Here is a 13,869-nt window from a genome sequence, read left to right as displayed (position 1 = left end):
CCGGCGGGCCCAGCCCCTCCCGGAGGTCTCGTCGTGCACCCCCACCTGCACCTGCCCCGCCTGCCCCTGCCCGCCGTGCTGCTCTCGCTGGTGTACCTCGCCGCGATCGCCGTCGCGGTCAGCGCACCCGGCCAGCACGCCGTCGCCGGCCTGGTCGTCCTGACCGGCCTGGTCGCCCGCTGGGTCGTCCGCGCCCGCCGCCCCGAGCGGGCGGCCGCGCCCGTGGCGCTCGCCGTCGCGGAGAGCACCGGCACCGTGGACGCCGTCCTCACCGCTGAGCCCGCCCCGGCCACCGCTGCCTGACCCGGGAGCGCGAGGCGCGCGCCTCCCCGTCCGGGGAAGCGCGCGCCTCCGGTACGACCATGGGCGGCCGGCAGGCGACCGCCGGCGTCCCTGCGTCGAGGTGGAGCGATCAGCGGGAGCGCGGCTCGTGCGGCGGCGGCTCCTGCGACCCGGCCTCGTGGATCACCTCGTCGAGGTGCCCCTCGGCGTGCGCCGCGACCAGCCGGCTCTTCCCGGGGTAGCGGATCTCCTCCACCAGCTCCTGCATCACCGGCGACGGCTTCGGGGTGAACTGCGAGACGACGATCGTGACCACGAAGTTGATGATCATGCCGATCGTGCCGAAGCCGGTCTCCGGGATGCCGAAGAGCCCCTCGCTGTTGCCGTAGATGTCGATCGTCCACAGCATGTAGGCGACGGTCGTGCCGAGACCCGCCGCGAGCCCTGCCGTGGCGCCCATCGCCGTCGTCTTCTTCCAGAAGATGCCGAGCACCAGGATCGGGAAGAAGCTCGCACACGCCAGGCCGAAGGCGAGCGCCACCACCTGGGCCACGAAGCCGGGCGGGTTGATGCCCAGGTAGCCGGCCACGAGGATGGCCAGCGCCATCGCGATCCGGCCCACGAGCAGCTGGCGGCCCTCCGTGGCGCCCGGGTTGATCCGCTTGTAGTAGACGTCGTTGGCCACCGAGGACGAGATGACCAGCAGCAGCCCGGACGCGGTGGAGAGGGCCGCCGCCAGGGCGCCGGCGGCGACCAGCCCGACCACGGGCGCCGGCAGCCCGGCGATCTCCGGCGACGCGAGCACGATGATGTCGTTGTTGATCACCAGCTCGCCGGTCTCGGGCCCGTAGTCGATGACGCCGTTGCCGTTGACGTCGTCGACGGTGATCAGGCCGACGTCGGCCCAGGTGTTGAACCACCCCGGCGTGTCGTCGACGTCGGTGCCGGCGATCTGCTCGATGAAGTTGAGCTTGCTGAACGCGCCCACCGCCGGGGCCGAGGTGTAGAGCAGGGCGATGAAGAACAGTGCCCACAGCGCCGAGTACCGGGCCGCGCGCACGCTCTTGGCCGTGTAGAACCGGACGATCACGTGCGGCAGACCCGCGGTGCCGAACATCAGTGCCGCGGTGATCAGCACCATGTTGAGCATGGTCGTCTGCGTGAACGCCTCGGTGTACGCGGCGAAACCGAGGTCCTGCTGGAGGCCGTCGAGCTCGGACAGGATCTGGCCGAAGCCGATCTGCGGGAACGGGTTGCCGGTGAACTGCGCCGAGATCGCCACCACCGGGATGAGGTAGGCGACGATCAGGACGCTGTACTGGGCGACCTGCGTCCAGGTGATCCCCTTCATGCCGCCGAGCACGGCGTAGAAGAAGACGATCACCATGCCGATGACGACGCCGGCCGTGGTGCCGACCCCGAGGAACCGCTGGAACACGAGGCCGACGCCGGCCATCTGCCCGGCGACGTAGACGAACGAGACGACGATCGCCGCGACGACCGCCACGAGGCGGGCGGTCTCGGAGTACCGGTCGCCGACGAAGTCGGGGATCGTGTACTTGCCGAACTTGCGGAGGTAGGGCGCGAGCAGGAGGGCGAGCAGCACGTAGCCGCCGGTCCACCCCATCAGGTACACCGAACCGGCGTAGCCGTTCCCGGCGAACGCGATGATGCCGGCCATCGAGATGAACGACGCCGCGCTCATCCAGTCCGCCGCGATCGCGGCGCCGTTGGCCGGAGCCGGGATGCCGCCGCCGGCGACGTAGAAGCCGGACGTGGTGGACACCCGGCTGGCGTAGGCGATGTAGATGTAGACGCCGAACGTGAGGATGACGAAGACGAGCGTCCACACCTGGATGTCGCTCATGAGTGGTGGACCTCTTCCTCGTACTCGTCGATGCCGAACTCGGCGTCGAGCTTGTCCATCCGCCAGACGTAGACGGCGATGAGCACGACGAAGGTGACGATGGACCCCTGCTGGGCGAACCAGAAGCCGAGCGGGAACCCGAGGATCTCGATGCCGTTCAGCGGCTCGACGAAGACGATCCCCGCGCCGAACGACACCAGTGCCCAGATGACGAGCAGCACGCTCATCAGGCGGAGATTCCTCCGCCAGTACTCCTTGCGCTGCGCAGCGTCCACCCGCTCCTCCAGAGATCCGCTCGTGTGTGCTACATCACATGTGCGCGGAAAGGGAACCAGACCAGCCGAGTGGGGTCAAACAGTGCGACGAAGCTGTGACCTGGACGGACGTGGGGGGCGGCACCGGCGGATGACGGGCTACCGGGACGACGCCGCACCACCTACAGTTCTGCCCTCATGGCGATGAGTGCACAGCAGTCGGGGCGCCGCGGCGGACGCCGGAGCCCCGGGAGCAGGCGCCTGCTCGGCGCCGCCCTGCTGGTCCTCTTCGGGGCCTTCCTCCCCTGGATCGCCACCGCCGCGGGCAACGTCGCGGGAGTGCGGGGCGCCGGCCTGTGGACGATGTACGCGGCGGCGCTCGGCATCGCCGGGGCGATCCTCCGGTCCCCCACCCTCGCCGCCGTGCACGCGGCGGTCCTGGCCGTGGTGGCCATCGCCCTCCCGCTGTGGCAGGTGCTGCGCCTGGCAGGCCTGGTGGGCTTCGCGGGGTGGGCGCCCGGCCCGGGCCTGGTCATGACGCTCGGCGGCGGGGTGCTCGCCGGGACCGCCGCCGTCTCCCTCTTCCGGGCCGGACGGGCCGCTCCCCCGACGAGCTGACCGGTCACCCGGCCGCGGTCCCGGGCCGGACCGCCCGGCCGCCCCGGGCCGGCCGACCCACAACGTTGCGCCGCCCGTAACGCCGCGAACATCCGGCGACGGTGCAATGGCTCATGGTCGCGATCAGCGCTCTGCCGTCGGGATGGTTCGCGGTGGCCCGCGCCGCCGACGTGGGGACCACGCCGGTGCCCGTGGGCGCCGGCGGGCGGGCGTACGTGGTGGTCAGGCTCCAGCCCGGGGGCGAGGTGAGCGCGTTCCCGGCCCGCTGCCCGCACCGGGCCGTGCCGCTCGCGGCGGCCACGGTCTCCGACGGCCGGCTGGAGTGCCCGCGCCACGGCTGGCGGTTCGACGCCGACGGCCGGTGCGTGGCCGTCCCCTCCCTCGGACCGGCCGGCGTCCCGCCGCCGCGCGCGGACCTGCCGGTGCCCTGGGCGGTGGAGGAGCGGCACGGCTGGATCTGGCTGGCCCCCGACCGCACCGCGCTCCCACTGCCGCCTCGCCCTGCCGGGCCGCCCACGCCCGAGCCGGTACCCCCCGCCCCGGCTCCGCAGGGGCCGCTGTTCGGCAACCTCGACCCGTCACTCGCCGCGGCCTGGCACCCGGTGGCCCTGTCCGGGGAGCCGCGGCCCGGTGGCTGGCTGCAGGTCCGGCTGCTCGGCCGCACGTGGACGCTGCGGCGGGACGGCGACGGGCTGCGCGCCGATCCGCCCGCCGCCGGGGTCCGCGAGCGGCGGGGGGTGGTCGAGCTCGCCCCGTGCACGCCGGACGACGTCCCGTTGGACGTGCCGGAGCACGCCGACCGGCGCTTCCTGAGCCGCTGGCTGGCACCCCGGCGCACCGCGGCCCCCGCGGCCGTCGTCGCCGACCTGCTGCTCGACGTCGCCCGGCTGCCGTTCGTGCACGGGGCCACGTCCGCGGCCGCCGACCACCCGGAGGTGCCGCCGTACGAGGTGGTCAGGGAGCCCGGTGGCTTCTGCTCCGTGCAGGAGCAGTGGTGCGACGACCCGCTGGACCCCGAGGTCGCCCTGGGCGGGCGGCCGCTGCGGCAGCGGCGCCGGGTCACCTACGCGTACCGGGCACCGTTCGCCCTCCGGGTGCGCCGCGACCAGCTCGACTCCGGCGCGACGACGACGGTCGTCACCCTGCTACAGCCGGAGGACGCCGACTCCACGCGGGTGTTCACCCGGCTGCTGCACTCCGCCGGGTCGGGGCAGCCCCTGCCCTCCCGCGCACTGCTCGCCGAGCACGTCGCGGCCGAGCAACGGTCGCTCGACACCGACCTGGCGCTGCTGGCCGGCACCGAGCTCCCCGGCCTGCCGCTGGACCGCCGCGACGAGCTGCACCTCCCCGCCGACCGCCTCGGGCTCGCCCTGCGCGACGCGCTCTGCGACCTCCGGTCGGCCGGGCGCGCCTCCGCGGCCGCCTGACGCCGCTCACTCCGCGGGCAGCCACTCCCCGCACCGGGGGCAGGCGGTCGGCGGGTCCTCGTCCGCCAGACCGCCGCAGGCCGGGCACACCCGGCGCAGCCAGCAGGCCGGGTCGCCGCCGTCGTCGCCGGCCGCGCGCCGGCCCTCGTCGTCGTCCACACGCTTCCCCAATGCGACAACTCTGTTGCGGTCCACACACCGGTGCGGTGCCGGCGGGCGGCCGGGGTAGCCCCGGACGGTCGACCACCGTCCCGGAAGGACCAGCATGACCCGCCGCACGCGCACGCACCCGTTCGCCGCCCTGCTCCTCGGGGCCACCCTGCCCCTGGCCGCCTGCGGCGGGGTCGCCGACGAGGAGGAGTCGGCCAACCCGATGGAGGAGTTCGGCACGGAGGTCGACGGCGGCAACGCCGGGCCGGACGAGTCCGTCACCGAGGACATCACCCTCGCCGATGTCCAGCTGCCCTACCCCGACGACGGCGTCTACAGCGCCGGCGAGGACGCCCCGCTGACCTTCACCGTCACGAACACGTCCGCCGACCCGGTGACCCTGGAGCAGATCACCGGCGAGGACTTCGCCGAGGCGCGGATCAGCGGCGAGGAGGGGAACGCCACGCTGGAGGTGCCCGGCAACGACAACCTCTACGTCGGCGCACCCGATGCGCCCTCGGTGATGCTCGTCGAGCTCGAGCAGGACCTGCGCTCCTCCCAGTCCATCCCGGTCACCTTCAGCTTCGGTGACGGCGAGGAGGTCACCATCGAGGCGGTGGTGGCTGCGTCGAGCGACGACGTCCCCGAGTCCGACGAGGACCCGACCGGGGAGAGCTGATCCGCCTGCCGGACGACGCGCAGATCATCCCGGGGGGCGATGAAGCGGGCGCTCGGGCTCCCTAGGCTCCCGGTCATGGAGCGGTCGGCCGTCGTCGAGCGTCCGGCCGCCTGGCTGCGGACCCGGACGTTCGCCGTCGACGCCGTGCTCGCGGCCTGCGTCGGCGTCGTCACCGTGGCGCTGCCCGCCCTCGCCGGGAGCTACTGGCCCGCCGAGACGGGTGCATTCGTGCTCGGGGTGCTCCTGGTCGCCCCGCTGGCGTGGCGCCGGGTCGCCCCGGTGCCCGCGGCCGCGGTCGTCATCGCGGCCGGACTCCTGGAGCTCGTCGTCACCGACGACTTCCTGGCGGCCAACGTCGCGGCGCTGGTGATGGTCTACTCCCTGGCCGCCTACGCCCCGCGCTGGGCCGGGCGGGCCGGCCTGGTCATCGGACTGGTCGGTGCGGTCCTCGCCTCGGCCCGGTACTTCTCGGTCGGCTACTCGCTGGTCGACCTCGACGCCACGCTGCTCACCGCCGGGGCGATCGTCGTCTCCGTCGTGGCGGCCTGGGCGCTGGGTGACCTGCGGCGGGCGCGCGTCCAGCGGCTGGCCGCGCTCGAGGAGCGGGCGCAGCTGCTCGAGCTGGAGCGCGACCAGGAGATGCGGCTGGCCGCCACCGCCGAGCGCGCCCGCATCGCGCGGGAGATGCACGACGTCGTCGCCCACTCCCTGTCGGTCGTCATCGCGCAGGCCGACGGCGGCCGCTACGCCGGGAAGACCGATCCGCAGGCGGCCACCGACGCGCTGGAGGCGATCGCCACCACCGGCCGGCAAGCGCTCACCGACATGCGGGCGCTGCTCGGGGTGCTCCGGGACGGCGGCGGGGAAGAGTACGCCCCGCAGCCCGACGTCGCCGCGATCCCGGCCCTGGTCGAGGACGTGCGGGCCAGCGGCCTGGACGTCGACCTCATCGTGGAAGGGACGCCGCAGCCGATGCCCGCCGGACCGCAGCTGGCCGCCTACCGGATCGTGCAGGAGTCGCTCACCAACGTGCTCAAGCACGCCGGCCCCGCCGGTCGCGCCTGGGTGCGGCTGCAGTGGCGGCCCGACGCGCTGGAGCTCTCGGTGCTCGACGACGGCCGGGGGGCCTCGGCCGCGGTGGGCACCTCCGACGGCCAGGGGCAGGGGCTGCGCGGCATGCGCGAGCGCGCCCAACTGCACGGCGGGCGCCTGGATGCCGGGCCCCGGCACGGTGGCGGGTTCGGCGTGCACGCGGCGCTGCCCTACCGTGCGTCCCGATGAGCGCGATCCGGGTGGTCCTCGTGGACGACCAGCAGATGGTGCGGGCCGGGTTCCGCATGGTCATCGAGTCCCAGCCCGACCTCACCGTGGTCGGGGAGGCCGGGGACGGCGCGGCGGCGGTCGAGCTGCTGACCCGCACCCGCGCCGACGTCGTCCTCATGGACATCCGCATGCCGGGCACCGACGGGATCGAGGGCACCCGGCAGGTCACCGCGCTGCCCGAGCCGCCGCGGGTCGTCGTCCTCACGACGTTCGACCTCGACGAGTACGTGGTGGCCGCGATCGGGGCCGGGGCCAGCGGCTTCCTGCTCAAGGACGCCGCTCCCGAGGAGATGCTCGACGCCATCCGCACCGTGCACGCCGGTGACTCGGTGATCGCGGCGAGCTCCACCCGCCGGCTGCTGCAGCACGTCGCCCCGATGCTGCGCGGCGGCGGGACCGCGGCGCCCACCGGTGGCGACGACGCCGCGCTGGCCGAGCTCACCCCTCGCGAACGCGAGGTGCTGGAGCAGATGGCCTACGGCGCGACCAACAGCGAGATCGCCGCGCACTTCTTCGTCAGCGAGGCGACGGTGAAGACGCACGTCGGCCGGGTGCTGGCCAAGACGGGGTCGCGCGACCGGGTGCAGGCCGTCGTCCTGGCCTACCGCTCCGGGCTGGTCGCCCCCGCGGACCTGCTCCGCAACGCCTGAGCCAGCGTCGACCGGCTCGCACCTGGCCGGCTGGCACCAGCCGGCCGGGCAACACTCCAGGTGCTCTGCCTCTGAGTGCCCCTGCACTCAGAGGCAGAGCGTGCCGAGGGGAACCACCTGCCAGGGACGGGAGGCCCGGCAGCGGCCGCGTCCACCCGCGGTATGACGGCCGGTCCACCCGGGGGACCACCGCGGGGTCGCGGTAGACCGGCCCCTGCTCCGACGCGGGGAGAGGCCCCCGGGCGGCAGCGTGATCACCGTCGATGATCACCGTTCCCGGAGGCCCGAAGTGCCAGTCCCCGTCATGACCGTCCCCGGCGAGCCGCCGGCGTCCCTCGCTGCCGCGGCCGTCCGCGCCACCGGCCTGCGCAAGACCTACGGCGACGGGGAGACCGCGGTCCACGCGCTCGCCGGCGTCGACGTCGCCTTCGCCCGCGGGGAGTTGACCGCGATCATGGGCCCGTCCGGCTCGGGCAAGTCCACGCTGATGCACTGCCTGGCAGGGCTGGACGCCGCCACCGAGGGGCAGGTCTGGCTCGGCGACACCGAGCTGACCAGCCTGCACGACGACGAACTGACCGCACTGCGCCGCTCGCGGATCGGATTCGTCTTCCAGGCGTTCAACCTGCTCCCGGTGCTGCCCGCCCGCGAGAACATCGTGCTGCCGATGCAGCTGGCCGGCCAGCGCCCCGACCCGGTGTGGTTCGACGACGTCGTCGCCCGGCTCGGCCTGCGGGAACGGCTCGGGCACCGGCCGCACGAGCTCTCCGGCGGCCAGCAGCAGCGGGTGGCGATCGCCCGCGCCCTGCTCCCCCGCCCGGACGTCGTCTTCGCCGACGAGCCGACGGGCAACCTCGACTCCCGCAGCGGCGCGGAGGTGCTCGGGCTGCTCCGCTCCAGCGTCAAGGAGACCGGGCAGACCGTCGTCATGGTCACCCACGACCCGTCCGCGGCCGCCTACGCCGACCGCGTGGTCCTGCTGGCCGACGGGCGGCTGGCCGGCGAGCTGCTGCACCCCACCGCCGAGTCGGTGCTCGACGCCCTGCGCGGACTGGGTGCCTGACATGCGCAGCGTCACCCTCGCCACCGCCCGGGCGCACGCCGCCCGGCTGATCGCCTCCACCCTCGCGATCGTCATCGCCGTCGGCTTCGTCGTGGCCACCCTGGTGCTCAACGAGACCTCCCGCGCCACCGTGCTGGAGGCCGCGGGCGCCCCCTACGTCGGAACGGACGCGGTCGTCCTCTCCGAGGACGGCACCGCCCTCGACGACGAGCTGGACCGCATCGCCGCCCTGGACGGCGTCGCCGCGGTCGACGCCACCTGGAGGACCGGCGTCCAGGCCTTGCTGCCCGGCCGCACGGGCGCCCAGTACCTGCTCGCCGAATCGGTCGCCGACGCCCCCGCCCTGCGCTGGCAGTCGATGGCCGACGGCGAGCTGCCCGACGCGCCCGGCGAGATCGCGGTCAGCGAGCGCACCGGCGCCGCCGTCGGCGACACGATCGACGTCACCTACTTCGCGCCGGACGGCGCCGAGCGGGAGGCCGCCGTCACGGTCACCGGCGTGGTGGACCTGGGCGGCGACCCCACGGCCGGCATCTACGGCCGCATCTGGGGCACCACCGACCAGCTGCGCGGCTGGGGTGCGGTGGACCCGACGGAGCTGCGGGTGACCGGGGCCGACGGCGTGCCGGCTCCGGAGGTGGTGCAGCAGGTCGGCGCCGCGCTCGCCGACCGGCAGGTCGTGGTGCGCACCGGCACCGAGCAGGCCGAGCACGCCGCCGCCGCGCTCACCGGCGACACGATGGCGCTCACCGCGGTGCTCCTGGTCTTCGCCACGGTCGCGGTGCTGGTCGCAGGCCTCGTCATCGCCAACACGTTCGCCGTCCTGCTGGCCCAGCGCACCCGCGAGCTCGCGCTGCTGCGCTGCGTGGGCGCCACCGCCCGCCAGGTCCGCCGCAGCGTCCTCGGTGAGGCGGTCCTGACCGGGCTGGCCGCCTCGGTCATCGGGGTCCTCGCGGGCATCGGCCTGGCCGCCGGGGTGTCGGCGATCGCCGGGGCCGCCGACTCCCCCGTCCCGCTCTCGGGCCTCTCCGTGCCGCTGGTCGCGGTGGTCGCCGGTCTCGCCGTCGGCACTCTCACCACGCTGCTCGCCGCCCTCGCCCCCGCCCGTGGCGCCACGAAGGTCGCGCCGCTGGCCGCCCTCCGCCCGACCGACCCGGCGCCGCTGCGGTCGCGGGGCGGCGTGCTGCGCCTGGTGCTCGGGCTCCTGCTGGTCGTCCCGGGGGTGCTGCTCATGGGGCTCGGGGTGTACCTCGCCGACGTCCTGATCGCGCTGCCGGGCGGGGCGCTGAGCTTCCTCGGCGTCGTCCTGCTCGCCCAGCGAGTCCTGCCGCCGGTCGTGGGGGCCGTCGGCCGGCTGGCCGCCCGGCTGGGCGGCGTCCCGGGTCGGCTCGCCGCCGGCAACGCCACCCGCAACCCCCGGCGGACGGCGGCCACGGCGACGGCGCTGCTCATCGGCGTCACCCTGACCACCGCCATGGTCGTCGGCGCGGCGTCCACCCGGGCCACCGCGCAGGCCGGGCTCGCGGCGCAGTACCCCACCGACGTGATCGTGCAGGGCGGCGAGGCGATGCCGTCGTCGCTGCCCGGGCAGCTCGCCGCGATCGACGGAGTGGTGGCGGCGTCGTCCCTGACCGGGGCGTTCGTCGAAGGGCCCGACGGGGAGACCGGCGTGGCCGGGCTCGACGCCACCACGGCGGCGACGGTCATGCGGTCGACCGGTGACGTGCCGATCCCCGAGGCGGGGGAGGTAGTGCTCCCGTGGTGGACCCAGAAGGGCTGGGACGTCGCCGAGGGTGACGAGGTCACCTTCACCTCGGGTGACCGGACCGCGACGCTGACCGCCCTGTTCGGGGACGTCGAGCTGGCGACCCTCAACGCCGCGGAGCTGGAGCGCCTCGCGCCCGAGGCCGCCGTCGACACCGTGTGGCTGCGGCTCGCCGACGACGCCGACCAGGCCGACGTGATCGACGACGTCACCGACGTGGCGGGCGCGGCGATGCCGTTCGCCTTCGTCACCGGCCTGGCCAGCGAGCGCGCCGCGATCGACTCGGTGCTCGACGTGCTGCTGCTCGTCGTCACCGGCCTGCTGGGGGTGGCGGTGGTCATCGCGCTGATCGGCGTCGGCAACACCCTCGCCCTGTCGGTGGTCGAACGGCGGCAGGAGAACGGGCTGCTGCGCGCGCTCGGGCTGACGCGGGGCCAGCTACGCGGGCTGCTCGCCTGGGAGGCCGCCCTGGTGGCGGGAGTGGCCGCGGTGCTCGGGGTGGTGCTGGGCAGTGCCTACGGGCTGATCGGCGTCGCTTCGGTACTGGGCTCGTACGGCGAGCTGGTGCTGAGCATGCCGTGGCTGCAGGTGGCCGCGATCGTGGCGGTGGCCACGGCGGCCGGGCTGGCGGCCTCGGTGCTGCCGGCCCGCCGGGCGGCCCGGACCTCCCCGGTGGCCGCCATCGCCGGCTGACGCCCGGCCAGATCTGCACACCGGCCCCCTTCCGGGCGGGGAAGGGGGCCGGTGTGCAGATCTCGTCCGGCGGGAGGCGTCGCCCGGTTCACAGCGGAGATCGAGCTCCGGCTGGGATGCTGGAGGGCGTGCCGTCCCGCTCACTCCGCCGTACCGCTCTCGCCGCCGCCCTGCTCGCCGGTCCCGTCGGCTGGGTGACCGCCGCCGCCTGGGGGCTGCCGACCGCGCTCGGGGCGCACCGCCGCCGGCTGCGCCGCGTGGTGGCCGGCTCGCCGCAGTTCTTCGACGGCAAGTTCCACAACCGGATGCCGACCCCGGCGCTCGCCCCGGCCAACACCCGCGACGGGCTGCTCCGGCAGTGGCACGAGGAGCGGCACGTCGGGCTGCCGGGCGGGCCGATCCCCCTGGCGCACGCCGACCTCCCGGCCGACGCCGCCGAGCTCGCCGTCACCTGGTTCGGCCACGCCAGCGCGCTGCTGGAGATCGACGGCCGGCGGGTGCTGCTGGACCCGGTGTGGGGCCACCGCGTCTCGCCGTCGCCGATCATCGGGCCGACGCGGCTGCACGAGCCGCCCATGGCCCTCGACGAGCTGCCGCAGGTCGACGCGGTGCTCATCTCCCACGACCACTACGACCACCTCGACCTGCCCACCGTGCGCACGCTGCTGCGCACCCAGCGCGCGCCCTGGGTGGTCCCGCTCGGCATCGGCGAGCACCTGCGCGTGTGGGGGGTGCCCGAGGAGCGGATCGTCGAGCTGGACTGGGACGGCGAGCACCGCATCGGTCCCCTGACGCTCACCTGCACCGAGGCCCGGCACTTCTCGGGGCGCTACTTCCACCGCGACACCACCCTGTGGGCGTCCTGGGCGATCACCGGCCCCCGGCACCGCGTCTTCTTCGGCGGCGACACCGGCTACACCCCGGCATTCGCCGCCATCGGTGCCCAGCTGGGCCCCTTCGACCTCACCCTGCTGCCGATCGGCGCCTACAACGACGCCTGGCACGCCATCCACATGGACCCAGAGGAGGCCGTGCGGGCGCACGGCGACCTGGGTGGGCGGGTGCTGCTGCCGGTGCACTGGGCCACGTTCAACCTGGCCTTCCACCGGTGGGCCGAGCCGGTGCAGCGGCTGCTGGCCGCGGCCGGCGCGCGCGGCGTCGAGGTCGTCGTCCCGCAGCCCGGGGAGCGCGTCGACGTGCTCGCCCCACCGCCGCTGCGCGACTGGTGGTCCGCGGTGGGCTCGGCTGCCGAAGCGGCCGGGCGCCCGGACGACGCGGGCGTCGGCAGCAGCGTCCTCGTGCGCGCGCTGACCCGCCTGCTGTCGCTGCCCGGCTGAACGACGGCGGCGTCCGTGCGGGGCAGGGACGTGCGGGGAGCGCGCGGACCTCCTTCAGCGCAGGAGCTTGCTCATCCGCCGGTCGGCGAGCGGCTTGCCGCCGGTCTGGCAGGTGGGGCAGTACTGCAGCGAGGTGTCGGCGAAGCTGACCTCGCGCACGGTGTCCCCGCACACCGGGCACGGCAGCCCGGTGCGGGCGTGCACCTGCAGCCCCGAGCGCTTCTCGCCCTTCATGGTGGCGGCCCGCTGGCCGACCTGGCGGCCCAGCGCCTCGGTCAGCGTCCCCCGCACCGCGTCGAAGAGACGGACCAGTTCGTCGTCGCTCAGCTTGTCGGCCATCTTGAACGGCGACAGCCGGGCGGCGTGCAGGATCTCGTCGGAGTAGGCGTTGCCGATGCCGGCGAGCAGCGTCTGGTCGGTGAGCGCCCCCTTGAGCTGCCCGCTGCGGCCGGCCATCAGGCGGGCGAACGTCTCCCGGTCGACCTCCAGCGCGTCGGGCCCCAGGCGGGCGATCCCGGGCACCTCGGCGGGTGACCGGACGACGTAGACGGCCAGGCCCTTGCGGGTGCCCTGCTCGGTGAGGTCGAAGCCGTTCCCGTCATCGAGGTGCACCCGCAGCGCGAGCGGACCCTTGCCCGGCTTCGGCGGTGCGGTCGGCAGGCTCTCCCGCCAGTGCAGCCAGCCGGCCCGGGCCAGGTGGACGACCAGGTGCAGCCCGCTGACGTCGAGATCGAGGAACTTGCCGTGCCGGGCGGCGCCGGTGATCTCCAGCCCGGCCAGTGAGGACAGCGGCGGGTCGAAGGTCTTGATCGCCTGGACGGCGGCGAGGTCGGCGCGCGCCAGCACGTGGCCGACGGCGTTCTCGCGCAGGAACGCCGTCAGCGCCTCCACCTCGGGCAACTCGGGCACCCGACCATGATCGCGCGGATCCCGGCGTCCCGCCGTCCCCGATCAGGCGGTTCTCCGACGGCGGCGTTGCGGCGGTGCGACGGCCGGATGACGGCCGCGACGACCTGGTGGAGACCCTGTTGCGGCGGCTTCCTAGCTCCCCGCGGGCGAGTAGACCTCCGTCCACAGGCCCGTTCCGCAGGGGCGCGGGCCCGACAGATGGAGGTCATCGTGAGAAGGATCCGACTCGGTTCCCTGGCGGTCCTCGCCGGTGTGATCGCGCTGCTGGTCGGCGTCCTCACCCCGGCGACGGCGGCCGGGGCGACCCGCGCGCCGTACTGCGGGCTGGTGTGGGGGTCGCTGCCGGAGAGCAGCGCGGCGTCCACCGCCGGCCTGACCGTGACCGACGTGCGCGCCGGCCGGCACGCCTGCTTCGACCGCCTGGTCGTCGACCTGCGCGGTCCCGCCGCGGCGACCGGCTACTCGGTGCGCTACGTCGACGCGGTGCACCAGGAGGGCTCGGGCACCCCCGTCCCGCTGGCGGGCGGTGCGGCGCTGCAGGTCGTCGTCGACGCCCCCGCCTACGACGCCTCCGGGCGGGCCACCTACCTCCCGCCCAGCCGCGGCGAGGTCGTGGACGTCGACGGCTTCCGCACCGTCGAGCAGGTCGCGTGGGCGGGCTCCTTCGAGGGCCGCACCACGCTCGGCGTCGGCACCCGTGCCCGGCTGCCGTTCCGCACCTTCACCCTGCTCGGCGCCCCCGGGGACGACGACGCGGTGCGCCTCGTGATCGACGTGGCCCACCGCTGGTGACCGTTCCGCACCCGGCCAGATCTGCACACCGGCCCCCATCCGGCCCCGGAACCGGGCCGG

At 74.9% G+C, this 13,869-nt stretch carries 14 protein-coding genes; 10 read left to right on the top strand and 4 right to left on the bottom strand.

The window, feature by feature from the left end; translation table 11 throughout:
- Nucleotides 1–33: 33 nt before the first annotated feature.
- A complete protein-coding gene (locus tag ACI8AP_RS15470) occupies nt 34–303 on the top strand; it encodes a hypothetical protein (protein ID WP_456590249.1) in 270 nt (89 codons plus the stop codon).
- 109 nt (nt 304–412) lie between these two features.
- Here the strand turns inward: ACI8AP_RS15470 and ACI8AP_RS15465 are convergent, their stop codons facing one another.
- A complete protein-coding gene (locus ACI8AP_RS15465; protein ID WP_456590248.1) occupies nt 413–2,149 on the bottom strand; it encodes a sodium:solute symporter family protein in 1,737 nt (578 codons plus the stop codon).
- On the bottom strand, nt 2,146–2,424 hold the full coding sequence (locus ACI8AP_RS15460; protein WP_456590247.1) for a DUF4212 domain-containing protein: 279 nt from the start codon (nt 2,422–2,424) through the stop codon (nt 2,146–2,148). Before ACI8AP_RS15460 ends, ACI8AP_RS15465 begins: the two co-directional genes overlap by 4 nt.
- Before the next feature lie 183 nt (nt 2,425–2,607).
- Here ACI8AP_RS15460 and ACI8AP_RS15455 point away from each other — a divergent pair, with 183 nt between their 5' ends.
- Together ACI8AP_RS15455 and ACI8AP_RS15450 are read left to right on the top strand one after the other, a co-directional pair.
- Complete coding sequence (locus tag ACI8AP_RS15455; protein WP_456590246.1) at nt 2,608–3,021, top strand: hypothetical protein; 414 nt, start codon at nt 2,608–2,610, stop codon at nt 3,019–3,021.
- A 113-nt stretch (nt 3,022–3,134) separates the two neighbouring features.
- The gene (locus ACI8AP_RS15450; protein ID WP_456590245.1) at nt 3,135–4,448 is read left to right on the top strand and encodes a Rieske 2Fe-2S domain-containing protein; all 1,314 of its coding nucleotides are present in this window, start codon (nt 3,135–3,137) and stop codon (nt 4,446–4,448) included.
- Nucleotides 4,449–4,454: 6 nt separating this feature from the next.
- Here ACI8AP_RS15450 and ACI8AP_RS15445 read toward each other — a convergent pair whose 3' ends face one another.
- Nucleotides 4,455–4,619, bottom strand: a complete 165-nt coding sequence (locus tag ACI8AP_RS15445; protein ID WP_456590244.1) for a hypothetical protein — start codon at nt 4,617–4,619, stop codon at nt 4,455–4,457.
- Between the two features lie 94 nt (nt 4,620–4,713).
- On the opposite strand from ACI8AP_RS15445, the gene ACI8AP_RS15440 reads away from it, so the two are divergent.
- The 6 genes from ACI8AP_RS15440 (at nt 4,714) to ACI8AP_RS15415 (ending at nt 12,108) form a co-directional block, all read left to right on the top strand.
- Nucleotides 4,714–5,277, top strand: coding sequence for a hypothetical protein (locus ACI8AP_RS15440; RefSeq protein ID WP_456590243.1), 564 nt, complete (start codon nt 4,714–4,716; stop codon nt 5,275–5,277).
- Nucleotides 5,278–5,352: 75 nt separating this feature from the next.
- Nucleotides 5,353–6,558, top strand: a complete 1,206-nt coding sequence (locus tag ACI8AP_RS15435) for a sensor histidine kinase (protein ID WP_456590242.1) — start codon at nt 5,353–5,355, stop codon at nt 6,556–6,558.
- Nucleotides 6,555–7,250 carry a response regulator gene (locus ACI8AP_RS15430; RefSeq protein WP_456590241.1) on the top strand — a complete coding sequence of 232 codons (696 nt, stop codon included), beginning with the start codon at nt 6,555–6,557 and terminating at the stop codon, nt 7,248–7,250. The genes ACI8AP_RS15435 and ACI8AP_RS15430 overlap by 4 nt, the downstream gene beginning before the upstream one ends.
- A 289-nt stretch (nt 7,251–7,539) precedes the next feature.
- Nucleotides 7,540–8,313: an ABC transporter ATP-binding protein gene (locus ACI8AP_RS15425; RefSeq protein ID WP_456590240.1), complete on the top strand. Its 774-nt coding sequence runs from the start codon at nt 7,540–7,542 to the stop codon at nt 8,311–8,313.
- Between the two features lies 1 nt (nt 8,314).
- Nucleotides 8,315–10,771: an ABC transporter permease gene (locus ACI8AP_RS15420; RefSeq protein ID WP_456590239.1), complete on the top strand. Its 2,457-nt coding sequence runs from the start codon at nt 8,315–8,317 to the stop codon at nt 10,769–10,771.
- Nucleotides 10,772–10,899: 128 nt separating this feature from the next.
- Entirely contained in the window at nt 10,900–12,108 is a 1,209-nt protein-coding gene (locus tag ACI8AP_RS15415) for an MBL fold metallo-hydrolase (RefSeq protein WP_456590238.1), read from the top strand.
- Between the two features lie 54 nt (nt 12,109–12,162).
- Here the strand turns inward: ACI8AP_RS15415 and ACI8AP_RS15410 are convergent, their stop codons facing one another.
- On the bottom strand, nt 12,163–13,017 hold the full coding sequence (locus tag ACI8AP_RS15410; RefSeq protein ID WP_456590237.1) for an Fpg/Nei family DNA glycosylase: 855 nt from the start codon (nt 13,015–13,017) through the stop codon (nt 12,163–12,165).
- 210 nt (nt 13,018–13,227) lie between these two features.
- Here ACI8AP_RS15410 and ACI8AP_RS15405 point away from each other — a divergent pair, with 210 nt between their 5' ends.
- Entirely contained in the window at nt 13,228–13,809 is a 582-nt protein-coding gene (locus ACI8AP_RS15405; protein WP_456590236.1) for an AMIN-like domain-containing (lipo)protein, read from the top strand.
- Nucleotides 13,810–13,869 lie beyond the last annotated feature (60 nt).

It is taken from the genome of Blastococcus sp. SYSU DS1021 (assembly GCF_054050995.1).
Note: the sequence above shows the minus strand (reverse complement) of the source record. Positions and strands in the feature narration are given on the sequence as shown.